General features: G+C 61.5%; 17 protein-coding genes and 1 CRISPR repeat array (1 of these 18 running past the window's edge). Of the genes, 10 read left to right on the top strand and 7 right to left on the bottom strand.

What is annotated here, in order from left to right; genetic code table 11:
• Nucleotides 1–1,793: a CRISPR direct-repeat array (repeat unit 37 nt; unit sequence GTTGCAGTCACTTCGATCCGTTAGTGGATACTGAAAC) (it extends 85 nt beyond the left edge of the window).
• A 310-nt stretch (nucleotides 1,794–2,103) separates the two neighbouring features.
• Genes QYE77_RS08935 through QYE77_RS08915 form a run of 5 tightly spaced genes read left to right on the top strand, consistent with a single transcriptional unit; the run spans nucleotide 2,104 to nucleotide 10,411 of the window.
• A complete protein-coding gene (locus tag QYE77_RS08935; protein ID WP_315625048.1) occupies nucleotides 2,104–3,909 on the top strand; it encodes a TIGR04190 family B12-binding domain/radical SAM domain protein in 1,806 nt (601 codons plus the stop codon).
• 22 nt (nucleotides 3,910–3,931) lie between these two features.
• A complete protein-coding gene (locus tag QYE77_RS08930; protein ID WP_315625047.1) occupies nucleotides 3,932–4,189 on the top strand; it encodes a hypothetical protein in 258 nt (85 codons plus the stop codon).
• Between the two features lie 24 nt (nucleotides 4,190–4,213).
• Complete coding sequence (gene surE, locus QYE77_RS08925) at nucleotides 4,214–5,014, top strand: 5'/3'-nucleotidase SurE (RefSeq protein WP_315625046.1); 801 nt, start codon at nucleotides 4,214–4,216, stop codon at nucleotides 5,012–5,014.
• A gap of 43 nt (nucleotides 5,015–5,057) precedes the next feature.
• Nucleotides 5,058–5,864: an ADP-ribosylglycohydrolase family protein gene (locus tag QYE77_RS08920; RefSeq protein WP_315625045.1), complete on the top strand. Its 807-nt coding sequence runs from the start codon at nucleotides 5,058–5,060 to the stop codon at nucleotides 5,862–5,864.
• Nucleotides 5,865–5,884: 20 nt separating this feature from the next.
• Entirely contained in the window at nucleotides 5,885–10,411 is a 4,527-nt protein-coding gene (locus QYE77_RS08915) for an AAA domain-containing protein (protein WP_315625044.1), read from the top strand.
• Here QYE77_RS08915 and QYE77_RS08910 read toward each other — a convergent pair.
• From QYE77_RS08910 to QYE77_RS08880, 7 genes are all read right to left on the bottom strand, one after another.
• Nucleotides 10,400–11,875 carry a LysM peptidoglycan-binding domain-containing M23 family metallopeptidase gene (locus tag QYE77_RS08910; RefSeq protein ID WP_315625043.1) on the bottom strand — a complete coding sequence of 492 codons (1,476 nt, stop codon included), beginning with the start codon at nucleotides 11,873–11,875 and terminating at the stop codon, nucleotides 10,400–10,402. The genes QYE77_RS08915 and QYE77_RS08910 overlap by 12 nt on opposite strands.
• A 33-nt stretch (nucleotides 11,876–11,908) precedes the next feature.
• Complete coding sequence (locus QYE77_RS08905) at nucleotides 11,909–13,561, bottom strand: M23 family metallopeptidase (protein WP_315625042.1); 1,653 nt, start codon at nucleotides 13,559–13,561, stop codon at nucleotides 11,909–11,911.
• Entirely contained in the window at nucleotides 13,482–15,011 is a 1,530-nt protein-coding gene (locus tag QYE77_RS08900; protein WP_315625041.1) for a LysM peptidoglycan-binding domain-containing protein, read from the bottom strand. Before QYE77_RS08900 ends, QYE77_RS08905 begins: the two co-directional genes overlap by 80 nt.
• 12 nt (nucleotides 15,012–15,023) lie before the next feature.
• Nucleotides 15,024–15,380, bottom strand: a complete 357-nt coding sequence (locus tag QYE77_RS08895; protein ID WP_315625040.1) for a histidine triad nucleotide-binding protein — start codon at nucleotides 15,378–15,380, stop codon at nucleotides 15,024–15,026.
• A 5-nt stretch (nucleotides 15,381–15,385) separates the two neighbouring features.
• Nucleotides 15,386–16,552 carry a polysaccharide deacetylase family protein gene (locus tag QYE77_RS08890; protein WP_315625039.1) on the bottom strand — a complete coding sequence of 389 codons (1,167 nt, stop codon included), beginning with the start codon at nucleotides 16,550–16,552 and terminating at the stop codon, nucleotides 15,386–15,388.
• Between the two features lie 27 nt (nucleotides 16,553–16,579).
• Complete coding sequence (locus tag QYE77_RS08885) at nucleotides 16,580–17,665, bottom strand: inositol-3-phosphate synthase (protein ID WP_315625038.1); 1,086 nt, start codon at nucleotides 17,663–17,665, stop codon at nucleotides 16,580–16,582.
• Nucleotides 17,666–17,766: 101 nt separating this feature from the next.
• Entirely contained in the window at nucleotides 17,767–18,495 is a 729-nt protein-coding gene (locus QYE77_RS08880; RefSeq protein WP_315625037.1) for a YceI family protein, read from the bottom strand.
• 125 nt (nucleotides 18,496–18,620) lie between these two features.
• On the opposite strand from QYE77_RS08880, the gene QYE77_RS08875 reads away from it, so the two are divergent.
• From QYE77_RS08875 to QYE77_RS08855, 5 genes are all read left to right on the top strand, one after another.
• On the top strand, nucleotides 18,621–19,484 hold the full coding sequence (locus tag QYE77_RS08875) for a TapB family protein (protein WP_315625036.1): 864 nt from the start codon (nucleotides 18,621–18,623) through the stop codon (nucleotides 19,482–19,484).
• A 278-nt stretch (nucleotides 19,485–19,762) separates the two neighbouring features.
• Nucleotides 19,763–20,464 (top strand): TadE/TadG family type IV pilus assembly protein, encoded by a 702-nt coding sequence (locus QYE77_RS08870; protein WP_315625035.1) that lies wholly within the window; start codon nucleotides 19,763–19,765, stop codon nucleotides 20,462–20,464.
• Nucleotide 20,465: 1 nt separating this feature from the next.
• Complete coding sequence (locus QYE77_RS08865) at nucleotides 20,466–22,286, top strand: VWA domain-containing protein (protein ID WP_315625034.1); 1,821 nt, start codon at nucleotides 20,466–20,468, stop codon at nucleotides 22,284–22,286.
• Nucleotides 22,287–22,372: 86 nt separating this feature from the next.
• A complete protein-coding gene (locus tag QYE77_RS08860; protein WP_315625033.1) occupies nucleotides 22,373–24,574 on the top strand; it encodes a TadE/TadG family type IV pilus assembly protein in 2,202 nt (733 codons plus the stop codon).
• 88 nt (nucleotides 24,575–24,662) lie between these two features.
• Nucleotides 24,663–25,442 carry a CPBP family glutamic-type intramembrane protease gene (locus QYE77_RS08855; protein ID WP_315625032.1) on the top strand — a complete coding sequence of 260 codons (780 nt, stop codon included), beginning with the start codon at nucleotides 24,663–24,665 and terminating at the stop codon, nucleotides 25,440–25,442.
• Nucleotides 25,443–25,873 lie beyond the last annotated feature (431 nt).

Raw genomic sequence — 25,873 nt, 5'->3', positions numbered from 1 at the left:
ACTTCGATCCGTTAGTGGATACTGAAACCCTCCAGCAGCCGCGCCCGAACGGTCGTCACTGGTGGTTGCAGTCACTTCGATCCGTTAGTGGATACTGAAACTTTTCAGATACTTTATAGACCGTTAGATCCATGGACGTTGCAGTCACTTCGATCCGTTAGTGGATACTGAAACGTTTGGATCGCTTAGTAATTCATAAGCCTCTTTGATCTGTTGCAGTCACTTCGATCCGTTAGTGGATACTGAAACGGATCAGATATACCCGCCATGCTGTTTCGACATCTGTTGCAGTCACTTCGATCCGTTAGTGGATACTGAAACGCTTCCACAAGATATTGTCAATGCAGCTACACTCTTGTTGCAGTCACTTCGATCCGTTAGTGGATACTGAAACCCGTGTTGGGTTTTACTTCGCGTATTAGTGAATTTAGTTGCAGTCACTTCGATCCGTTAGTGGATACTGAAACGAAACAGTAAAACCATTTTTAGATGATTTAGCGATGAGTGTTGCAGTCACTTCGATCCGTTAGTGGATACTGAAACGACGCTGAAAGTCACGCTGCATGCGTTGCAGATTAAGTTGCAGTCACTTCGATCCGTTAGTGGATACTGAAACATTGTAAACGGTATCGTTTACAAAAGTAAACTTCGTTGCAGTCACTTCGATCCGTTAGTGGATACTGAAACGGACGATTTTAAAAATCTCCCCGGCATAAATTTTCAAAGTTGCAGTCACTTCGATCCGTTAGTGGATACTGAAACATGCGGCTTCCTGGACGAACTCTGACGCGCTAACCGGTTGCAGTCACTTCGATCCGTTAGTGGATACTGAAACGTCTCCAAATCTACATACTTAACATACTGCCCGCCGTTGCAGTCACTTCGATCCGTTAGTGGATACTGAAACTTCACCAATATCGCCACGCATAGACAATGGTAACCGGTGGTTGCAGTCACTTCGATCCGTTAGTGGATACTGAAACCAGCTCGCGTTATACCACTGTGACCACCAAACAATAGTTGCAGTCACTTCGATCCGTTAGTGGATACTGAAACACCCACTCTTCATCAATTCCATTCCTCATAATATTGTGTTGCAGTCACTTCGATCCGTTAGTGGATACTGAAACATCTGGCAACCCCCATAATACAATCATCCTGAAAACCGTTGCAGTCACTTCGATCCGTTAGTGGATACTGAAACGTTCATGTAATTGCGATAAACGGGGCGGCCGCAAGAGTTGCAGTCACTTCGATCCGTTAGTGGATACTGAAACGACAATTAGGGTCGGGTGTTTATTGGTATGACGACGGGTTGCAGTCACTTCGATCCGTTAGTGGATACTGAAACGACAAGCCACAAGTGCGCCAGCCACATTTTGATCATGTTGCAGTCACTTCGATCCGTTAGTGGATACTGAAACTCACCAAGAAGGGTTGCATTGCCCTCGATCTTGTAGGTTGCAGTCACTTCGATCCGTTAGTGGATACTGAAACAGGCTTTGGATATCGGTATTGCTTTACGTGCATTGCTGTTGCAGTCACTTCGATCCGTTAGTGGGTACTGAAACAGGCTTTGGATATCGGTATTGCTTTACGTGCATTGCTGTTGCAGTCACTTCGATCCGTTAGTGGATACTGAAACGCAACGGAAGATAGGAATTCAGTCATTGTGACCTCCGTTGCAGTCACTTCGATCCGTTAGTGGATACTGAAACTATGAGGGCATTCCACATTTGCTCCAAGATGTAGAGGAGTTGCAGTCACTTCGATCCGTTAGTGGATACTGATAACCATCCGGGCCTCCTGCCGGGGCGCTCATTCTCTCATTCCACCGATACAGGCGACTACCGCCTGCGGGGCGGAGGCCTACCAGCCCCGACAACGGCACAACCGCCTCGGGGGTTGCTCATGCAATATCCCCCTGCGCCAGCCGACGTGCGTTGATGGCGTCGCCCTTCTAATTCTTTACCCCTCGCATTGTGAAATTAAGCACAATTCCTCGGGGAATATCTCGTTGGCGTGATATAATCGAACGCGTATTGCGCCGTTTCCCCGCCCGTTGGGGGAACGCAGTCCGTTCGACCTGGAGCGAGTTTAACCATGGCAACCCCTGATCTGATTTTCCTGCACGCTCCCAGTGTCTATGACTTCCGCCGCGAGGCCATCCTCTTCGGCCCGGTCAGTGATCTGGTGCCCTCCACCCCGGTTTTCGAAATGTACCCGATTGGGTTTACGACGATGGCCGAGTATCTTGAACGCCATGGGTTGCGCACGCGCATCCTCAACCTGGCCGTGCGCATGCTGGATGACCCCGCTTTTGACCCCGAAACCTACCTTAAACACCTGGATGCGCTGGCGTTCGGGATTGATTTGCACTGGCTCCCCCATGCCCATGGCGCCATCGAGGTCGCCCACATCGTCAAGCGCTTGCACCCGCACCGCGCGGTGATTTTCGGCGGCTTCTCATCCTCGTATTTTCACCGCGAACTGATCACCTACCCGGCGGTGGATTTTATCCTGCGCGGCGATTCAACCGAATACCCTCTGCTTGTGCTGATGCAGTACCTGCGGGCCGGGGGCGACCTGCACCCCGCCGCCACCGGTGCCGCCGCGCGCGCCCTGGAAGCCATCCCCAACCTGGTGTGGAAGGATGCCGAGGGCGAGGTGCACGTCAATCCCCTGACCTATTCTCCGGATACGCTGGACGACCTGCTGCTGGATTACACCCACGTCCTGCGTTCGGTGGTGCGCTACCGCGACCTGGCCTCCTACAAGCCATTCCGCAACTGGCTGCGCTATCCCATCACCGCGGCGCTTTCGGTGCGTGGCTGCCGCTACAATTGCGTCACCTGCGGCGGCTCGGCTTGCGCCTTTCGCCAGATTCACGGGCGTACCCGCCCGGCCTTCCGCTCGCCGCAAAAACTGGCCCAGGATATCCGTCGCATCGGCGAATACAGCCGTGGGCCGGTCTTCATCCTCGGCGATATCCGCCAGCCCGGCGAGGACTATGCCCGCCGCTTCCTGGACGCCATTGCCGGCTACGATAAACCGGTCTTCATTGAACTCTTCGATGCCGCCCCGGCCGAATTTTTCCAGCAGGTGGCGCGCGCCCTGCCCAACTTTACCGTGGAAATCTCGCTCGAATCGCACGATGAGCGCGTGCGGCGCGCCTTTGGCCGCCCCTACTCCAACGCCGAGATCGAAGCCAGCATGGAAGCCGCCCTGGCCGCCGGCTGCCAGCGCCTGGATATCTTCTTCATGGTCGGGTTGAAGGAACAGACCTACGATTCGGTGATGGCGACGGTGGCTTATGCGCGCGATCTGCTGGAGCGCTTCACCCCTCACTACGGCCCGCGCCTGATCCCCTTCATCTCCCCGCTGGCGCCCTTCCTCGACCCCGGCAGCCAGGCTTTCGAGCAACCCGAAAAACACGGCTACCGCCTCTTCGCCCGCACGCTGGAAGAGCATCGCCGGCGCCTGCTGGCGCCCTCCTGGAAGTACGTGTTGAACTATGAGACGATTTGGATGAATCGCGATCAGATTGTGGATGCCACCTACGAGGCCGGATTGCGCCTGAACGACCTTAAAGGGGCCTTCGGGCTGATCGAGCCGGCCCAGGCCGCCGCCACCGACGCCCGCATTCGCCGCGCGCGCCAACTGATGGCCGAGATTGACCGCATTGTCGCCACCACGCCCGAGGGCGAGGCGCGCCGCCAGGCCCTGCGCGCGCTCAAGGCCGAGGTGGATCAGGCTAACCTGAGCACCGTGTGCGATAAGCGCGAACTGGAGATCCCCGTGCGCGGCCCGCGCATCAACCTGCTCCAAGCTGCTCACACCGTGATCTCGGATTGGTGGCAGAGCCGCTTCGCCCAGCGCCAACTCCCGCTGCGCCACCCGCCGGAGTAGTTTCGCTCTCCGGGGTAAAAGCATGACCATCACCCGCCCTGGGGGTCGCGGGCCGGGGGAACGCGATCGCGTTGCTGAGGGTAGCCACGCTTGTGACCAACCCATCAATGCCTTCCACCGCACCCCTGGCGCCCCCGTGTGGCAGGGGTGTGATGGCGAACACAGCCTCAACAACCCTCGCGGCGATTCGGCCCACCGGGCCATGAGCCTCTGGCGTTGGATGCCGTCCCGGAAGGTGTTAGTAAATTGTCAGGTCATACCCCTGCCTCTGCGGGTATAATTCTTCCCAGAGGGAGATGGATCAATGACACATATCCTGGTCACCAATGATGATGGCGTAACTGCGCCGGGTCTGCTGGCATTGGCGCAAGCCATGCGCCGCTTCGGGCAGGTCACCGTGCTCGCCCCCGATCACAACTGGTCGGCATCGGGGCACGTCAAAACCCTGCACCGTCCTCTGCGGGTCAAAGAGGTTACCCTGGCGGATGGCACCCCCGCCCTGGCCAGCGATGGCGCGCCTTCGGACTGCGTCGCCTTGGCCGTGCTCGGCCTCATCCCCACCAAGATTGACCTGGTCGTCTCGGGCATCAACCCCTACGCCAATGTGGGCCATGATGTGACCTACTCCGGCACCGTCACCGCCGCCATGGAGGGCACCATCTGGGGCATTCCCTCGATTGCCTTCTCGCTGGATTCCAAAGAAAGCAACCACCTCGACCGTCTGGATTATTCCACGGCGGCCCACATTGCCACCCTGGTGGCCGAGCAGGTGTTGACCCATGGCTTGCCCCCCAACGTCTTGTTGAACGTGAATATTCCCTACGCGCCCCTGGACGAACTCCGCGGCCTGCAGATCACCCGCCAGGGCCTGCGCATCTACCACGACGAGTTGATCCGCCGCGAGGACCCGCGTGGCCGCCCCTACTACTGGATCGGCGGCGATGCGCCGGGCGGCGTGGCCGAAGAGGGCACCGATATCGGCGCCCTGGCCCAAAATTATGTTTCGATTACCCCGATTCAGTTAGACCTGACCGCGCACCAGCATATCGAGAGCCTGCGCCAGTGGCCCTGGCCGCAGTGGAAGCGGCAGCCCCCGGCGCCTTAGCACCGCCAGAATTCGCAGCACGGCTTAGGGAGGAACTGATGGCGTGAGCGAGGCGCAAGAGCGGGTCAAAGGGGTGCTGTGGGGCTTGGCTTACGGCGATCGCATCGGCGGGCCGGTGCGCATGGCGTGCATCGTGGCCGAGAGCCTGGTCGCCTGCCGCGCCTTTGACCCCGCCGACCTGCTGGCGCGCTACCTGGCGTGGTGGCAGCGCGAGGGGTTTGATACCGGCCCGACTGCCGCGGGTGTTTTTTCGCGCCTGAGCCAGGGCTGGGCGTTGGAAGCCGCGGTGCAGGTTGTGGATCGCCAGGCGGGCGGTAAGACGGCGGGGGTCAACCCGGCCCACCGCAGCGCGCCGTTGGCGCTGGCTGCCTTCCTGCCCGATGAGGCTTTGGCTGAAGCCGCCCAGGTTGAAGCCCGCCTGACGCATGCCCACCCTCTGGCCGGAGATGTGGCCGCTGCGGTTGTTCGGCTTTGCCGTGCCCTCATCCGTGATATGCCCTGGGAAGACGCGCTGGCATGGGCTGCCACCGGACGCCGCCCCGAAACCCAGGATGCGTTGTACCACCACCACGATCCACTGCGCCTCTCGCGCGGCGGGTTTGCCCCCGAGGTCTTGCGGGCGGCGCTGTACTTTTTGGAGCGCGAGGCGGATTTTTCCACCGCCATGACCGCTGCGGTGCGCTTTGCCGGCAGTGCCAACTACTGCCCGATCCTGGTCGGCGGTATCGGCGGCGCCCGTTGGGGGCTGACCGCCGTCCAACCATTGGGCGCCCACCCCCACCCGGGCTTATCCCCAACTCTCACCGCCCTGGCTGAGCAATTGGCCGCGACCTGGCGTGATTCATCCTAACCCTCAGGAGCCGTTTCTCTATGCCCGACTACCGAGCCTTGATCAACCGCGCCATTCAGAATAACCTCACCCTGACCATCCGCTACCGCAACCGCATGGGTGAGGTGCGCGAGCACGAGATCCAGCCCTTGAAGTGGAAAAATCAATGGCTGTTTGAAGCCCGTTTACTAAATACCGATAGCACCCTGACCTTTAATATCAACAACATTTTAGCCTGCCGCGAAGATGGGGGGCAGTTCGTGATGTCCCCGAACTCGAAAGACTCACCCCCATCGGCAAAATCCCCCGCCGCGATGGAAACGACCCGCACTTACGGCAGCACCGCTCGTCCCTTGCGGGTGGCGCGCAAAACGACCGCCGCTGACTCCCCCACCCCGGCGCCGCAGGTAAACGCCATCACCTCACCCGAATCCTGGGGAGCGCTGGTGACCTACCTGCGTAACTGCCTGGTGCGTGAAAACCTGCAGCAGTTTGTGATCGAAAATCACGACAATATCGTTCCCCTGCCCACTGACGAACGCCATGAGTGGCTTGAGGTCTATCATGGGCGCAAAGCCTGGGAAGTACCCCAGTTAGCGTTTTTAGGAGGTCGTCAGGGGGATGAGCCTCAAGGTCAACTGCCCTATGTGCAGTTTATCAACGAGAAAGTGCAGAACCGCCGCCAACTCTGCTTAGGACAGCACTTCCTGGTTCTGGATCACAACAAGATTGTGCCCCTGCTCTACGTGCCGCTCTCGGTCGAACGTAAGGAACGGATCGTGGAAAAGGATTCGATCGTAGCCTCTCGCCCGTTCTATCTGCTGAGCCCCGAATCCCTTGAAGTCAGTTACGCCGCGCTCAAAGAAATGGGGTTGAGCGAGGAAGAGATCGAAGCCTTCCTGGCCGAACTCGAACCTCTGGGCGGGGATTATGACGCCGTCGAACAGGCTGTGCTGAATAAAATCGCCGAACTGCTCGATTTTGAGCCACCGCAAGTGGATACCGAGATCATCGCCGGTACGATTTACCGCGGCTTGAGCCTGTTCGCGGTTTCCGATTCCAGCGCGACGATCAACCTGCTCTTGGAACTCTCCGACCTGGCTAAGACCGGGGAATGGGCTAAGATCCCAGAAGCCCTGCGCCTCCTGTTGAATTCAGTGCCTGCCCATACCCTCGCCGCTGACGATGCCCCGCACCAGGATGACCTCTTCGTCACCCCGCTGTATCCCAACCAGATCCAGGCGCTGCATGCCGCGCGAAGCGAGCCGGTGCTGGTGGTAACCGGCCCGCCCGGCACCGGCAAGTCCCAACTGGTGCTCAACCTGCTGGTGGATGCCTTCCTGCGGGGTGAGCGGGTGCTCTTTGCCAGCCGCAACAACCAGGCGGTGAACGTGGTGATGAACCGCCTGACCGAGACGCTGAAATTTCCCGGCGCGGTGCGCGTGGGTAACCGCCAGTACCTGCGCGAAGCGGTTCAACGCATGCGGCAGGCGCTGAACGAGATCGGGACCACCGCTACTCAGTCTCCACCGCGGCTCAAGGATGAGGTGGATGCTACCTGGGTCGCCTGCCGCGCCGCTCTGGATGACATGCGCGCCGATGAAGAAAACCTCAAGACGGTGCGCGACCTGAAGGGCCGTCTGGCTTCGTACCGCGAAGAGCGCGCGTTATATCTGCGGCGACTGCCCCCCGACCTGCAAGCCCTTTTTGACCCCGCCCAGCCGCTCCCGCGCCTGCCCCGCCGGGATGCCGAAGACCTGGAACGCGAACTGAGCGACCTGCTCATCACGGCGCTGCGCCTGGCCGAGCAGCAGCAAACCCTGAAATCCCACCTGGCGGTGCGGTTAGAGTTCACCCCACCCGAGGAAAGCCCCATCCCCCAGCACCCCCTGGTCGCCGCCCTCCATGCAGCGCGCCAATATCACGGGGAAAGCACTGCCTGGTTAGACCTGGCGCCCACTCCGGAACCCCTTGCCCAGGAACGGACGCTCGTCCAGCATTGGCTGAACCTGATCGGGCGCATTGAGGCTGAGGGGCAAATCTCAGCCCTCACCCGCACCTTGAACGACCTTCAGCAAGAGCAACAAAAGGCGTGGTCACGGTTGCACCACATCGGCGACGATGAAACCCCGGCGCGCCTGGAGTCCCTCCCTGCAGAGGTGATCCAGCGCATCGAAACGACGGCGGCGGCGACCCTCACCCTGGCGACCGATGCTGTGGAAGGGCGCATGCCGTGGTGGTGGCGTCTGGTGAACCGCTTGAGCGGCAACGGGCTGATCAAACGCGCCGGACGGGCGTTAGCCCAGGTGCTGGCGCCGCTGCCCCTCCCCGCGCTCACCGCGGCCCTGCCCACCCTCACCCCGGATGACCTGCGCACCTGGGCTGAAGATGCGCTCACCTGGGCCCACCTGGCGCGCCTGACCCAACAGATCCACCAGACGCAAGCGGCGCTTGCTGCCGCCCAGGCCGAGACTGAACACTATCGCGCTGCGTTGCCCGCCGCCGGCGAAGCGCTGCTGGCTGACCTCGCAGGCGTGTTCGATCCCCTTCAGCCCACCGGCCTGCGGTTTGATCCCACGCCGCTGAAGCAGGAGCTGACTGCCGCGCTGGCAACGTTGGACCAGTTACACGCCGGGTTAACACGCCTGGCGGAACAATTGAACGACCTCATCGGGCGCAATCGGCGCGGGCTGGTGGCGTTGAAACAACTGGCCGCATCCCCCGCCTGCGCTGTGTCCCGGCTGTGGCGTTTTGATGGGTTTGAACACCCCCAAGACGCCGTGCAAGCCGTGCAGGATTGGTTGAATTTTCTGCGCGCCTGGGATGTCGAGTCCCTGTGCCGCGATGATCAGGCCAAACTGGAACAACTGGGTGAGGAAGAGCACATCATTCAGCGCCTGAGCGCGACGCAAGAGCGCTTGTTTACCCTCAGCCAGCAGGTTTTACGCGCGGTGTGGCTCAAACAGGTGTGCGACCTGCCTAATGAGGTGATCAAGCAGGTTAGCCAGTACGTAACCGCTCTGGAGACGTTGAACGATCCGGATCTCCAACCCTTCGAAATCAATCGGCGCGAGTTGAGGGCCATAGTGCATAGCCACTTTGAGGCCGCTCAGCGCGTCTTCCCCATCTGGGCAACCACGAACCTGAGTGCGCGGCAGAGCATTCCCCTGGAAGGCGCGCTTTTTGACTTGGTGGTTATTGACGAGGCCTCGCAATGCGATATTGCCTCGGCCTTGCCCCTGCTTTTCCGCGCCAAACGCATCGCCATCATCGGCGATCCGCAGCAATTGCGCCATGTGGCCACCATTCAAGCCAACGTTCATCAGGACCTGGCCCAAAAAATCGGCATTGATCTCAGCACCTACAATTATCTCAAACAATCGCTCTATGACCTGGCCGAGCGCAGTATCGGCACCCAGCCGGGGGTGATCCTGCTCAACGAACACTATCGCTCAGATGAACGCATCATCACCTTCTCCAACCAGAATTTCTACCAAGAACGGCTGCAGATCAAAACCGACTTGCGGCGGCGCTACCGCGATCCCGAGTTTATAGTTCGCTGGGGCGGGGTGTACTGGCTGGATGTGCCGGCGGGCGATCTGATGCACCGGGGGAGCAGTTGGGGCAATCCGACCGAAAGCGAGGCGGTGTTCCAACTCATTGCCCGAATCCGGGAACGCTTGCAAACCCGGGGCCTGGAGCGCGACATCAGCCTGGGGGTGGTAACGCCCTTCCGCTTGCAAGCCGATCACCTGCAAAACTACTTGCAAACCCTGGATGGCGCGATCACGGTGGGCACGGCGCATACGTTTCAGGGGGATGAGAAGGACATTATCCTCTTTTCCACCGTGATCGGCCCGGGGATAGAAGAAGGCACGCTGAATTGGCTGCACAACACCGAGAACCTGCTCAATGTTGCCGTCACACGTGCCCGCCTGGCGCTGTTTGTGATCGGCGATTACGAGTTCTGCGCCCGCGCGCTCCCTGAGGCACATCCCTTCCGCAAACTCGCCGATTATGTGCACCAGCGCGGGCGGGTACACCGCGATCCCGCAGCGTTATTGGAGGCGCACACGCCATTCGAGATTGTCGGCCTGCGCACCGATCCCAGCGACCCCGAGACCACGCGGGCAACCCTGCGCCGCTTCCTGACCAGTTGTCAGGATTACATAGATTGGATGGATCCCTATTTCAACGACCGCGTCTTTGATCTGCTGTTGGATGTCTTCCAGGAAGGGGCGCCGCGCGTGCGTTCGGTCCGCCTGCTGACGGCGCGCGAGCAGACCCAGCCGCGTGATCCGCACCCGCCGCAGATTACACCAGAGAAATACGCCACCACCCGCGCCGCACTGGCCCATAAAGGGGTGTGGTTGGAATTCCGCTTGCTGGGGCGGCGCGACATGCCACACGACCGCTTCTTTTACAGCGTAGGGCGGGCGGTCAACATGCCGCCGTTCGACGCGGCCTACGGCAAGCACATCCGCCTCAGCGAATACACCCTCTCCACCACCGACCGCTCGCTGTTTGAAACCTACTGGCAGCAGGCGGAAGAAATCTCACGGCCGTGATTCCACCTGGCTGGCGCGGTCGGAACAGAGGCAAGCGCGGATGCGCTGGCCGCGCTGCACCAGGTAGCCCTCATAGGGCGCTGCGCCGTTGACGGCCACCCAGCCTTCCAGGTTGAATGCCAGCGGGCCATCGGCAGGGATCCACTCGCCGTTGTAGCGGCGGGCGATGTGCACGTGCGTGCCGGTTGCCGTGCCCCCTTCGCATGAGGGCACCCCGATCGGGTCTCCCGCCTTGAGCACCGTGCCCACGGCGGGCAAACTGGCCTGCGCCAGGTGCAGGTAGTAGATCGTCCAGCCAGTGCGCTCATCGCCATCCCCGTCCAGGTCGAGCACCAGGCTGGCCGTGTCCACTCGCGCAATCACACCGTCGGCCACGGCCGTTGCCCATTCTTCGCTGGGCTGGCAGCCCCCCACCACTGCCGGCGGGGCAAAATCCAGCGCCGCCAGCGGTTCACCACTGCCCCATGCCGTATGCGGGCCACCGGTGAATGACCAGCGCTTGCCCGGCGCAAAGGGGAAACGCAGTGCCGGCTGCTCCAGACTGCCAGGCAGGTGGGGTTGCACGTCCTGCCAGGGATCGCCGAAGAGGGCGCGGTAGGTTGCCGCCAGCCCCTGCGGGCCGATAGCGCGATCGTAATCCGTGCCGCCGAGCAGGCGCGAGAAGTAATAGTGTAGCGCCGCGCTGGCCGCGTTCTGCCAGGGGTCAATCGTTTCCTCCCGCCCGTCCGGCAGTTCGATGCTGATCAAATAGCCGCTGCGCCAGGCGTAGTAGCCGTTGTTGAGGGTATTGGCCGCCCAGGTCAGTTGCTGGCCCAGTCCCGGGTAATTGCGGTCGGCGTAGCCCAGGGGATACGGCCCCAGGTCGGCCGGCATCTCGGGCTGGGTGAGCGCGCCGGTGTGATACTCCAGCAGAGCCAACAGCAAGCGCGGGCTGAGGCTGAAATTCTTGGCGATATGGGCGATGATCTCCCCCCCGCGGCGGTTCTGGCCGCCCAGATACGCGGTGTAGGACTTGAACCAGCCGGGTTGGGCATCTACGAAGGCAACCACGTCAAACCCTTGCTGGGCCGGCCCGTTGATGAAGAGGCTGTCCGGTAAAATCTGGTAGGGGTTTCCCCACAGCGGGCGGTAGTAGATGGGAATTTTCAGCGGCAAGCCCGGCGGCAGGGTGGTGACGCGCTCGGGCAGGATGGGGTTGGCGGTGCGAATCTCGGCCTCGGTGGTGTTGAAGCGCGCTGCCAACGCCGGCAGGGTATCGCCGGTTTGGGCGGTGTAGTCCACCAGGGTGCCGGGCGGGTAGGGCGGGCGGGTAGGGAACGCTGTAGCAGTCGTCGCCGGGGTAGGCGTCGCGGCCGCACGGCGGGTGGCGGCCAGGTCGAGCAGGGGGGACGGCATCGGCTGTGGCGCACACGCCACCACCGCGCCGATCAATAGAATCACGCTCAGAAGGCGAAATCGGTACATAATTCGGTGGATCCCTCGCCGCGCCCAGGACGCTCAGGGGGTGCGGCGGGTAATATGGGTTTCAAATGACGCGCAGGTACAGGCTTCCACGACCTCATCGCCTCGCACCAGGCGGCCCTGGTAGGGGGCACGGCCGGCTTGGGCTTGCCAACCGTCCAAAATGAACGGCAGGGGGCCATCGGCCAGCACCCATTCGCCGTTGTACTTGCGCGCAATGTGGATGTGGGTACCGGTGGCCGAGCCGCCCTCGCAGGACGGGTGCCCGACCAGATCGCCCTGTTCCAGCCAGGTGCCGACCGGGGGGCGGCCCTCGCTGGCAACGTGCAAGTATAACACGACCCAGCCGGTTTGCTCGTGCCCGTCGCCGTCCAGGTCGAGCACGACCACCCCCTTCTCCGAGCGCACCACCAGCCCTGCGGCGACGGCGGTCGCCCATTCCTCAGAGGGAGAACAGCCGCTCTGGGTGGAAGAGGGGGCAAAATCGAGCGCAGCCAGGGCGCTATCGGGGCCCCAGGCTGAATGCGGCCCGCCGGTGAACGCCCAGGTGTGCCCGGGCAGGAAGGGCAGGATGAAATCGGGCTGAGTGGTGCCCGGCGGGATCAGTGGCTCCACCGTCTGGGCGCGCAGCCATGGACTGCCGAACATGCGCTCGTACAGCGCCGGGAAGGACTGTTCTCCGTAGAGCACCTCGGCCCAGCGTGGATAAGGGTAAAGTTGGGCGAAGAGGTACTGCAATGCCACCGAGCCGGCGTTCAGGTTGGGCGCCAGGCGCAACGTACTGCCATCTTTGAAGGTCAGGGTGGTCAGACGGCCCTCGCGCCAGCGGTAGTAGCCGATAAACAGATTCTGCACCGCCCAAGTGAGTTGTTTGTAAAGCCCCTTCCGCTCCAGGGCTACCCATCCCAGCGGGTAATCCACTTTTGCCGGAGAATCGGGCTGTCCGTAGACCCAACCGCTCTGATATTCCACCAGCGCCAGCAACAGGCGCGGGTTAACCGAATTTTCAATCGCCACCCGCTCGATCACCCCGGCGCCGGTGTAGGTGCGGTCGGTGAGGTATTCGCGGTAAGCCGCCAGGTACCCCCCGGCGGATTTAATGTAAGCCTCCAGATCGAACCCCAACGCCGAGGGGGAGTACACCACCTCGCTATCGGGCAGCAGGGGCTGATCCGGCCCTAGGCCGTCGAGGCGATTGGGGATGACCAGCAACTGCCCCGGCGTGATCAACCCGGTTGGGTCAAGTGGATCGGGTGAGGTGATCTCGTCCGGCGCGACGCCGTAGCGCACTGCCAGCGCCGGCACGGTATCCCCGGCCTGGGCATGATAGAGGATAGGCGGGCGCGGGGTGCCGACTTCGGTCGGGGTAGGGCTGAGGGTGCCCGTGGGGGTGGGGGGAAGCGCTGTCGGCGGCATGGTGGGGTCGGTTTGCTCGCCCTGGCCCGGGGTGGGGAGCACCGGCCCGGGTGGCGTGATCTCACTGCCGCCACCGGCACTGCTGTGCCAGGCTGCGGTGGCGGTCAATTCGGCCGCGCTGAAGTAGGCCTGTCCCCCGCAGGCCAGCGCGCTCACCAACCAGACCATCAGGATAGCCAAAACCCCCAGCGGCCTAGCGCTGGATTTGATTCTGGGGGCTGCGCCGTTCTGAGGCTTCCAGGACCACACCATCACGCACCAACGTTCCTTCATATTCTACCCCCTTCCCCTGCGAAATCCAACCATCCAGGTTGAAGGGGAGCGGGCCATCGGCAGGGATCCACTCGCCGTTGTAGCGGCGGGCGATGTGCACATGTGTACCGCTGGACACCCCGCCCTCGCACGAGGGGTGGCCGATGCGGTCGCCGGCTTTGAGCTGCACCCCCGCGGCCACGCGGTCAGCCGTGGCAAGGTGCAGGTAGAACAGGCTCCAGCCGGTTTGCTCGTAACCATCACCGTCCAGATCAAGCACCACCACCGCCGGCTCGGAACGCACCACCAACCCATCCGCGGCAGCGGTGACCCAGGCATCGCTCTCACGGCAGCCGTACTGGCCATCCGAGGGGGCAAAATCCAATGCTGCCCAAGCCGAACCATCCCCGTAGCCCCCGTGCGGCCCGCCGGTGAACGACCAGGTCACTCCCGGCTCGAAGGGCAGGTGCAGAGGCGGTTGGGTCAGGGCGGGTGGGAGCAGCGGTTCAATTGCCCAATCGAAGGGGTAGCCGAAGAAGCGCGCGTAGGTGGCGAACAGGCCGTTCTCACCCACCGCCGCTTCCCACTCGGCCCGCCCGTAGAGCAGGCCGAACAGATACTGCACCCCAGCCGTGCCGGCGTTGATCGTGTTGGCTGCCGGCACGATACTGCCATCCGCCAGCAAAAAGTGTCCCAGCCCATTCACCCGCCACAGGTAATAACCGCGGTTGAGGTTGTTGGCAGCCCAGGCTAACTGGCGATACAGCCCTTTGCGGCGGGTGTCCACGTAGCGCAGGGGGTAATCCAGCCAGGCCGGATCGGGTTGGGCCTGCGTCACCCAACCGCTCTGATGCTCCAGCACGGCCAGTAACAAGCGCGGGTTGACCGAGAAATTGCGCGCAATCTCGCTCACGATCTCCGCCCCGCTCAGCGTCACCTCGCCCAGGGTTTCCTGATAGGTCGCCAGGTAACCCCCTTGCGCGGCAATCCAGGCCGCCACGTCAAAGCCTACCGTAGCCGGGCCGTAAACCAGTTCCGAATCGGGGATGATCTTGAAGGCCGGCGCGCTACCGGCGGGGGTGGGGGCGGGGATGACCAGCACCTGCCCCGGGTAGAGCAGGTCGGGGTTGGTGATCTGGTTAGCCGTGATCAGGGCCTCCAAGGCAAGGCCGTAGCGGGCGGCAATTTGTCCCAGGGTGTCGCCGGACTGCACGGTGTAGGTCTCTTCCTCGACGCGCAGGGTCGGAAGCACACGCGGGGGGTCGGGGGTGGGGGTGTAGATCGGCGCTCCCGGCGGGCGGGTGGGGGGTTGAAAGGGCAGGGGCGGGGTGAGCGTTGCCGCGGCAGAAACAGGAACCGAGGTCGAACCCGCCGGCACCCAGGCCGGAGCGCGGTCGGCATAGCGCACGCAGGCCAGCAAGAGCAGGCCCAGCCCCCACAGTAACGTGATCCAGACACCCTTTCGCCGCATGCCCGATCTCTTTCAGGCGCGGAACGGCATGTGCCGCCCGGCGATGAAGTGCATGTGCAGATGGAACACCGATTGCCCGGCGTGCGGGCCGGTGTTGACGATCAGGCGGTAACCGCTGTGGGTAACGTGGTAGTCTTCGGCCAGGCGGCGCGCCACGCTGAACATCCGCCCCAGCGCCGCTTCATGCGCCGGTTCAACCTCGTTGACCGACTCCAGGTGCACGTTAGGCACGATCAGGAAGTGATAGGGCGCAATCGGGCGGATATCCGGGAAGGCGGTGACCAGGTCGTCCTGATACAGGATACGGGTGTCGGTCTCACCGCGCACAATTCGGCAGAAGGGACATCCGTCCATCCAGGCATCGGTCATGGCGCTCACTCCACAGGCAAAGGATCCTCAGCCGAGCAGTTCTGGCGGTACCAAGCCAGTTCCTGCTCGCGTTGAGCGGCGGCAAAAGCCTGCGCGGCCTCGGCAATGGCGACCGCCGCATCCAGGTTGACGTAGGCGGTGGTGCCCCAATAGCGGGGCAAGACCATCAACGGGTCGTGCATGGCTTGCTCCGGCTCACCCAGGGGAACCCAGTTGAACATCAGCGGGCCGCGGGCGTAGGCCGTAAAGCCCAGGTCGTAGCCAGCCTGACGGGCAATCTGAATGGCGCGGGCGGTGAAGTTGCCGCCGGGCCAGATGAAGGCGCGGGGGCGGGTGCCCAGGTGGGTTTCCAGCGCCGTGATCGGGCCCTCGATTTCCTGATGCAGGATGTCTTCCGGGGTGGTCTCGGTGAAGTAGGTTTCAGCATTGTGCAGGAAGCCGTGCGCCTGCACATCCACCCGCCCGGTGGCGACCAGGTCACGGATCTCTTGCCATTCGCGGTCATTTCCCACGCCGGTGATGTAGGCCATGGTCAACGTCCAATCGTATTTTTCGAGCAGAGGTAGAAAATGGTTGCGCACGGTGCCCTGCGAGCGATCGTCCACAATGATCAGCAGGGAACGCGGCGGGATGTAGGCGTTATGGTGCAAGAAAGCGGCCAATTCGGCCATGGTGATGGTCTGAAAGCCCAGGTCGTGGGCATGGTTGAGGCTTTGCGCCAGGTAATCGGCGCTGACGGTGATGTTGTCGCGGATGGGGCGACCGCTCTGGCGCACGCTGTGGTACATAAAGGGCACCACGATCGTGCCCGGCGCGGCGTTGCCGGGCGTCCAGCGCAGGCGCAGGTAGGTGCAGGGGTCGAGATAGCTCTGGGGGATAACCCCGCTGAGCAACTGGCGGGTCTGGAAGAGCGGCGGCGGGGATGAGGTAGGACGGGCGGTGGGAGAAAAAGAGGGGGTAGGGGCCAAAGTAGGCGGGAGAGAGGGTGTGGGCAGGACCGAACCGTGGGCGGCCGTAGCGCTGGCCGTTGGCGGCGCCAAGGCGGTGGGCGTCACCCACGGCGTTGCCCCCCAGGCCGTGGCACAGGCGCTCAGCCCCAGGCTGATGACCAGCAGGAGCACCCCCCAACCGTAGCGCCTGTGCCCAGGACCCAGAAAGGAGAGGCCTTTCATCGTCGTTACAGGATGCCCAGGAAGAACTTAGACCTTCTCGCCGCGGATGAAGGCTTCGGTCATCTCGCGCGCGATTTCATCCTTGAACTGCTTGGGCGGGGTCTTCATGAAGTAAGCGGCCGGGCCGTAAAGCGGGCCGCCGATGCCGCGATCCAGCGCCAGTTTGACGCAGCGAATGGCGTCAATGACCACCCCGGCGGAGTTGGGCGAATCCCACACTTCCAGTTTGGCTTCCAGATTGAGCGGCACCTCACCGAAGGTGGTACCTTCCATGCGGATGTAGCACCATTTGCGGTCGGTCAGCCAGGGCACGTAATCGCTTGGCCCGACGTGGATGTTCTCCTCCGGCAGGGTGTAGGGCAGCATGCTGGTTACCGCGCCGGTCTTGGAGATCTTCTTCGATTCCAGGCGCTCGCGCTCCAGCATGTTCAGGAAATCGGTGTTCCCGCCGAAGTTGAGTTGATACGTGCGATCCAGGCGTACGCCGCGATCCACGAAGAGGCTGGTGAGCACGCGGTGCAAGATCGTAGCCCCCACCTGGCTCTTGATATCATCGCCGATAATGGGCAGGTTCTGATCCACGAAGCGCTTGGACCAGTATTCGGAACTGGCGATGAAGACCGGGATGGCATTCACGAAACCACAGCCGGCATCCAGCACCTGCTCCACGTACCACTTGGTCGCCATTTCCGAGCCCACGGGGAGGTAATTGACCACGACGTCGGTGCCGGTATCCTTGAGGATTTTGACGATATCGGCGGTCGGGCCGGGCGCTTTGCGCACGATCTGGCTGAGGTATTTGCCCAATCCATCGTGGGTCATGCCGCGGTAAACCGGCACGTTAAGGTGGGGCACATCGGCAAACTTGTAGGTGTTATTCGGGTAGGCGAAGATGGCTTCCGAGAGGTCTTTGCCTACCTTTGTATCCACCACGTCGAAGGCCGCCGAGAATTCGATGTCGCGGATATGATAGCCCCCCAGGTTGACGTGCATCAGCCCGGGAATGCGGTCGGTATCCGCCGCGTTGCGATAAAAATAAACCCCCTGCACCAGGGATGAGGCGCAGTTGCCAACGCCAATGATGGCCACGCGGACTTTTTTGCCGTCACTCATCGGTTACTACTCCTGCACGAAGATTATTAATTTGGAAAGGGGTGCTGAGCCACAGCACCCCTTGATTATACCCTCCGCCGGAGGGGAACGGGAGGGCGGATCTAGGGTCGGGCGACGAATTTCAACGTCAGTTTCACCTCATCTTCGGTGCGCAGGATGCCCACCAGGTCAATCGGGCCGACATCGAAGTCGCTCATGCGGATCGTTGTGGTGGCCGTGCCGCGCAGGGTCTGGCCCTCCAACCGCGCCGTCACGTCAAAGGTGACCGGGCGGGTGATTTCGCGCACGGTCAGGTCGCCGCGGACGCGGAAGGTGTAATCCTGCCCTTCGGCGTAAGTCGTGGGCAAACCCTCAATGGCGGTGGGAACAAAGGTGACGATGGGGTAGCGCGCCGACTCCAGGGCGTTATTGCGGAGGTAGTTATCGCGGCGCGTGCTGTCGGATTTCAATTGGCTGACGTCAATCGTGATCGTCCCGATGCGGCTGGCCGGGGGATCGGCCAGGTTGGCTTCAATTTCCCCTGCAACGGCGGTGGTCACCCCCACGGCGAGGTTGAAGCGGTTGTTCTGGTTGAAGAAGGTCTCGCCGACCTCGTAAGAGGCTTGTGATTCGCCCGGCACGATCTTGAAGATCACGATGTTCCCGCCGTCGGCAGCGGCGGTGGGGGTGGGCTCAGCGGGCGCAGGGGCGGATTGGGTGGGCGGCAAGGGGGTGGCGGTGGGCGGGGCAACGGCGAAGGTGGCGGTAGGGGCAGTGGTGGGGGTTGCCGGCGTGCAGGCCAGCAATCCCAACCCGATGAACATGATCCAAGTCCATGGTCTGCGTTTCATGCGAACCTCCATCGGCAAAACAGAGAAAAGACCCGCACCTGTAATGCCTCATAGTTTACCATAATTATCAAAAATTGATTTTCATCCCCTTTTTTCCTATAATGGTCAAAAAAGGGGTGGTAAATATGAAGACGAGATTTTGGCTTTCTCACCTGCGGCGTGTGAGCCCAATGATCGGGCTGGCGATGATGGTGTTGGCGGCCTGTGCCGCACCGGGTCGGGAAGCCCCGACCACGCCGCCCACACCTAACCCAACTTTGACCGTGTCTGGTGGCGGCGCGCTGCAGCCCTCGCCCGTTCCGCCGACCGCCGCGTTCCCTGCCGCAACCCCCACCCTGCCGCCCCCGCCGGGCGGGTTTGGCAGTCCGGCCTGCGAGAATCCCTATCTGCCGGTGCGCTTGGGGGCGACGTGGGATTACCAACTGATCCATGAGACCACCGATACTTTCACCCGCTCCGTTATCGAGGTAACCGCGGACGGCTTCGTGGATCAGGACGAGTTCGCCGCCGGCGCGGTGCGCCAGGGCCGCTGGCAGTGCCAGGATGGTAACCTGATCTACCTCACCCCCGGGCCGGTGGCCGGCTCGGTCTTCGCCGGAGAAATGCAGACGGATGTCACCCTCGAGTCGAACGAAGGGTTTTACCACCCGGCCGATCTGCGTCCCGGGCAGACCTGGCATCAAAAAACGGTCTTTCGCGGCCAGAGCACCCTGGAGGGGGAGATCGTCGTTGAGACCCGTACCGAGGTGAATTATGCCTGCCGGGCTGAGGATTTTGAGACCATCACCGTGCCGGCCGGGACCTTTGATGCCTTGCGGGTGACGTGTGAAGTTCATTTCACCACCAGTGTCGCCGAGGGAATGACGTTCGAGATCGAAGAACAAAGTACGCAATGGTTGGCGCGCGGTGTGGGTATGGTGAAAAGCGTGGGCCAAACCGAAGGCGCGCCCCCCTACACGATTGAATTGCTCTCCTATCGCCTGCCGTAGGGGAGATAAAAAGTATGCCCGATACCGATGTCTTCCCCGTTGCCCCATGGCACGGGGAAGCTTCGGTTTTGTCTCTATCGTGAGTCCTACTTCAATTAACTGTGAAAATTAGATGAAAAAATGGTGATAAAACCATGACAATTACCTTACAGAATCCTAAGAATGGCTTGACAGATCAACCCACTTTCGGCTATTGTAACATCAGGCCGCGGTAGAGGGTTATCCCAGGCTAAGGCTGCTGTTGGCCGATGTTCAAAAAACTTACGGAGAAGGTCAGGGTGAGATTATCCATAAGGCGCGTTCGCTTTCCCCAACCACGTGGCCAGTCGTTCATTGAACTGGCGCTGGTGTTGCCCGTCCTGCTGATCTTGCTGTTGGGGGTCGTTGAGGTGGCCGTTTTCATCGGGCGTTACCTTGACTTGCTCGACCTGACCCGCGAGGCGGCGCGTTTTGCCTCAGTGCGCGATCCATTCCAAACCGCCCACATTGGGGCGCGGTCGTGCAGTAACCCGGATTACTACGATTTCTGGTTTACCACCTCGTGCGTCTTCTCGCCCCCGCAGGGATCTTCCTCGTGCACCGACCCCGACTTTTGCAACGGTATGAATCCGTTTGTTTATCTTAACCCTGCCACCGATGATGTGGTCATTTCGGTCTATACCGTCTCGGGTAATGTTGTGACCGATGTGTGGCCCAAACCGAACGGGTACTACTCGCTCTACGGTAACTGGAATAAAGACTGTCAGGGCAACGTGGTGCGCACGACCCCCCATTTCACCCGTGATGTCGTTCAAAGTCTGCTCTCCGACTATTCCACCCCCAACAAAGGATTTGTTGCGGTTGAGGTATATTACTGCCATGAGCAAATGCTTAAACTCCCCGTTTTCACCGCGTTTGTCCCCGACCCGTTCCAGATCACGACCTATACCATTATGTCTTTACCGGCTGCACAGCCAACGCCTACTCCAGGAGCACCATGAGATGAACCGTTTTCGCCCTCGTGGTCAGATTCTGGTGGTCTTTGCCGTTACCCTGCTGGCGTTGGTCTTCTTCGTCGGACTGGCGATTGATGCCGGCTCACTTTATGTGACCTACGGGCATCTCAAGCGCGCGGTGGATGCGGCGTCGGTTGCGGCCGCCAATTCGTTTAAGCGGGGCGAGGTCAACCGCAATCCCGATGGCACCATGGACTTGAGCCGCATGATCGGCTCTGCCGAGGAAGCGCTGGAACTACACAACCTGGATATGAGCCAGGTAGACCTGGTGGTGCGCATTTGCGATGCTGATGGCATCCTCGGTCCGGACCCGGACCTGCAAACCGTAGCGCCGTTCTTTTATACCCGCTGCCCGGATACTTTGCACGGCGAGGCGGCGCGCCGTCTGGTCTATGTGCGCGCAACCCAGCATGCGCCGCTGTATTTCCTCAGTTTGCTCGGCTTCCGCAATATTCCCTTGACCACCGATGCCATCTCCGAAGCGGCGTCGGTGGATCTAGTGCTCGTGATTGATATTTCCGAATCTATGGCCGAAGGTACGCCCGGCTACGGCCCGGACTACGACCCCGATGGTCCCGGCGGTTGTAACCTCACCAATACCTGCAAATCCCTGCGCGACGCCAAAGAAGCGGCTAAGGTGCTGGTGGATAAACTCTATGATGGCTATGACCGGGTTGGTTTGGTCACATTTGATTCTCAAGCCGTTATTTACCCAATCCCGGATAAGAGCGGCAACCTAGTCATGATGAGCGATGACCTGGAGCAGGTAAAGGCGGCCATTGACCGCATTAAACTGCATGATGACCCGCCTTTCGGCAAATTATGGGCGCCTTGGCGCGATAAGAAGTTATACAACCCGGTCAACCCCGAAGACCTGGACGGCGACGGCGCGGATTATGATAACCCGACGAAACTGGGCTACACCTGCCCGCCGATGACCGATCCCCGCGTCGCCGACCGCTGGTGGGGCACCGATGAGGGCGCGCCGGATCCTTTCGGCGCCGGTGGGGTGCCTTGCGATGACAACGGCAAACTGGATGCTTTCGATTGGGATGGCGATGGCGTCTTCACCCAGGCCGATCATGATGCCAGCGTTGCTTACTATGACAAGGAGCGTGCCAAATACGGTGTTCCGGGCCTCAAGCCCTCGCTGTCCTTCCTCTCGACCTGCACCGGATGCGGAATCCGGGCGGGCACACGCGTCTTTGAGGATGCCCGCCCCGATAGCATCTGGGTTATGGTCCTGCTCTCGGATGGTTTTGCCAATCTCAGTGATACCTATGGTAGCGGCGGCACCGGTATCGGCGATACCCCCAACACCGGCGGTGCGGTGCCTTCGGCCTATCCCAACGGTTTTTGCAACGGCAAGTTGAATCAGGGCTGGTGGCCCTTGGCCTGCAAGGACACCTCGCTTACCCCGCGCTATTGTGTGGATACGAGTGCCTCCACCTGCCCGCCGGGTACAACGTGGGTGCTTCAGAATCCTGAGGATTATCGTTATAGTGTCATGGATTATGCGATGGATATGATTGATCAACTGGCCTTGACCAAATCAAATAACCCCAATGAACCACGGGGTAACGACGTGGCCATTTACTCCATCGGCCTGGGCAATGTGGCATTAGGTGAGAAATTGCTGCGTTATGCCGCGGCGGTGGGCGATGATGGCGACCGCACCACCGACCCGTGTGCGGCGACGCCCGCTTACCGCAGCTGCGGTCAGTACTACTACACCAGCACCAGCAGTGGGCTGCTCAAGATCTTTGAGGATATTGCTTCGCGCATCTACACGCGCATTACCGACTAGAAGGGGAAGGCTATGCTTGTGCAAGGCAGGATGTCCGGACAAACGGTGTTTGGTAAACCTCCCGTTGGGGAGGGAGGAGGGGCGTTATGATAACCATCGGGAAACGTTCTCGCACCGCGCGGCGCCACCGCGCCCAGGCGTTGGTGGAGTTTGCGCTGGCGCTGCCGCTGTTCTTATTATTGATCTTTGGCATCATTGAGTTTGGGCGCTTCATGCAGGCCTGGCTGGCGCTGGAAAATGGGGCCCGCTTTGGTGTGCGCTACGCTGTTACCGGGGCTTATAACCCCGATTACTGCGATGAGGCGGACGCCATCTACGGGCTGGGCGACGAGGACCTGGCCGATGGCAAGGTGGATTGCAAGGTACCGGCACGCCGCGATTGGAACGGCGATGGACGGGTAACCACCGAAGACGACCGCATGGCCGAAGAGATGACCAACCGCCTGCAAGACTGGGCGCGCCTGCCCTCGATTCGTGATGCCGCTCTGGCCGGGGCGATGGGGATTGCGGCGGCGTTCGATGATTTTACCATCGCTCAGGATTATCTCGGCTACCTCAGTCATCCCCTGACCTCCTTCAGCACGCAATATCGCGGTAACCCCAACCGCACTGGGTATTTTGCAATTTCCATTTGCAGCAGCCGCCACTATGATGGGGGGCAACCACAGTTTGGTTTCCTGACCGCCGAACGCCTCGACCCTCAGTACCACAGTTACCTGCCGGTGTGTATCGAGATGGACGAGAACGGCAACATCATCCGTTACATGGACGACCCCGGTGGGCCGGGAGACCGCGTGCGCGTCACCTTGACCTATCGCCACGCCCTAATCACGCCGCTGCCCAATATCGCCGCCCTGTGGACACCGGGTGCCAATGGATGGTGGGATGGGCTATTGGTCAGCGCCCAGCGTGAAGGCATTGTGGAAAAATTCCGCGTCTCGCGCGTTACCGGCCTGGCGGGGGCCATCGGCATGGCGGCGACCTTCACCCCTACCCCTTCTGAAACGCCCACGGCCACATCCACCCTCACCCCCACGGATACCCCTACCAGCACGCCCACCCGCACCAGCACGCCGACGGCTACTCGTACCCCTACCCCGGTGCCGGACTGTTCTCTGCTGCAGAACATCGGCGAAGAAGACCTGATGTTCCAACTGCTGAGCAGTGGGGGCTATGTGCTCGAATCCCAGTTGCAGAACACCGGGCCCTATCTGATCCAATTCAGCGGCGCGGCCCTGGATTGGAGCGGCAACTGGCATAATCAGATGCAGGGTCCACGCCCCGGGCACATCTTCAACTGGTACGCCAATAACGGCAATACGACCAAGATTTACGACCCGCCCGATACCGGTACCTACCCGTTCGCCCATACGTTTATCAACCCCAGCAACCAAAACCTGGGCGCGTTGGGTAGCACCTACTTCAAGTGGGTTTACGGCTCGCCCAACCCCGGTTCTAACACCTTCACCTTCTGGATCACGCCTTATGTGAATTCCTACCCGGTGGTTGGTGCCGGCACGCCCACGCCGCGTATGAGTGTGACCCCGGTTCCGGCGATAGAAGCCCAGAATTTCTACTGGAGCGGGGAATTTAACGGTACCATCTACTACAACCTGATTCCGCCCACACCGGTGCCCACCCTGTCCTGCGCCATGAATGTGAGTGGCTTGATGGGCCCCAACATTCAGCCTACACCGATTATCTCCGGGCTTAACTTCAGCCTGCGGGCGCGGGTGGAAGGGCATCAGGGTAGCGGCGACTGGGATCGTAACATTAACTACGTCTACTTCTTTGTCTACAACAGCAATGGCGACCTGGTACATTACTTCCGCGATACCTCGCCCATTTACTGCCTCTTCGGCGATAGCGGGGGCAATTGCACCACCCGTCGCGTGGGCATTGATACCTGGTGGCAGGGAGCTTCGAATAAGCCCGGTCAGGTGATCCAAAACGGCACTTATACGGTTGCCATCCTGGCCCGCAACACCGATGGCCGTCCGAAATCGAGCCTGATTCTGACCACGCTGGTGCTTCAGGCGCCGACACCCACGCCCACCTACACCCACACCGTCACGCGCACGCCCACCATCACCCGCACGCCCACGCGCACGTTCACGCCAGCGCCGCCAACCGCCACGCGCACGATCACCCCGACCCGTACGATTACGCCTACACCCACGATTACCAGAACGCCTACGCGCACGCCTTCGCCGACCAACACGGTAAAACCCACGGCAACGCGTACGCCTACACCCTGCCAGACGCCGATTGAATTGGGTGGTTGCTAATGTCATGTGACCAGGGGCGGTCTCCGTAGCCGAAGCGCCGTTCAGACAGCCCGGAGGCCGACCCTGGTCCCGCATCCTCTGCCTGCCGATGCCCAATGCTGCCGAACTGCGCCCACTGCTGATCCTGCTGCTCCCTATGCTGGGGCTGCTGGGGCTGGCCCTGGTGGGTTTACGGCGGTTGCTGGTGTGGTTGCAGCCGGATTCGCCCCGGGCAATGTTGGGGATCTTCGTTCTGGCGTATGGATTGCCCTGGCTACTCTATTTGGGTGTGCTCATCGCTGGCACCCGCGCATCGGTGGGCACGCTCCCCAAGCCAACCCAGATATTAATGCTGGGCCAGCCGTGGTTATATGTGTGGCAGGTTCTGGCCCTGCTTTTGGCGACGCCGCTGCCGCGGGTCAGGTCGCTGCTGGTAGAGGGCTGGACATCGCTGCGTGACCAGGGTACAGGTTTTCTGCTGGGGTTGGGACTGGGTGGGTTGGCCGGCCTGGTCTATGCACTGCTATTGGCCGGATTCGAAAGCCGCTGGCCGGACGCTAGTGCGCTCATCCCCACCCTCCCCCCGCTGCTCTTGGGGCTCTGGCTGGGGATTGGCGTAATTCTTGCACCCTGGGTGGAAGAGCGCTTCTTCCGCGCCGCGCTGCTGGAACTATTCGCCGCCCGGTGGGGCCGCCCGCGCGCGGTGGTGCTCTCGGCGGCGCTGTTTGCCCTCGGGCAGGGGCGGCCCCTGTTGCTCCTCCCCGCCCTGGGCCTGGGACTGGCGCTGGGCGGGTTGTGCCTGCGCCGCGGCACCTGGCACGCCGCCGCCTGGGCGCATATGGGCCTCAACCTCGTCCTGGGCGGCCTGGCGTGGTACCTGCTCCTCTGACGTCGCGCGCCTTTCATCTTGTGATAGAATGAGGACAACCCGGCCTGCGATAGAGGCGAGTTGAATCACTCTGTCCCGGCGAAGGTGATTAGGATGAATGAAGACGAGAAGACCCCTCTGGAAGATACCCAACCCACCCGCCCCGGCGAACGCCTGCGCCGGCTGGCGGCTGCGGCGGAAGAACAGCCTGCCCCAACCCCTACCGCCGCTGAACCATCCCTGCCCACACCGCCATCCGCAACCGCCCCGGTAGACACCCCTGCTTCCCCGCGCAACGCAGACGCCGCAGTGGAGGGCAGCGCCGAACCCGGCCCAACGCCCCCCCCGCCCCCCGAATCCCCCGGTCTATCCGCCGAAAACGCGCCTGAACCCGCTGCGGGAGGCGGCCCGGTTTCGCCCGCGGGTGAAGCGCCGACCCAACCACCCCCAAC

Source organism: Thermanaerothrix solaris, assembly GCF_032334255.1.
In the GTDB taxonomy this organism is placed as follows: Bacteria; Chloroflexota; Anaerolineae; order Anaerolineales; family Anaerolineaceae; genus Thermanaerothrix; species Thermanaerothrix solaris.
The sequence above is the reverse complement of the archived record's forward strand: the minus strand, read 5'-3'. Positions and strand labels throughout refer to the sequence as shown.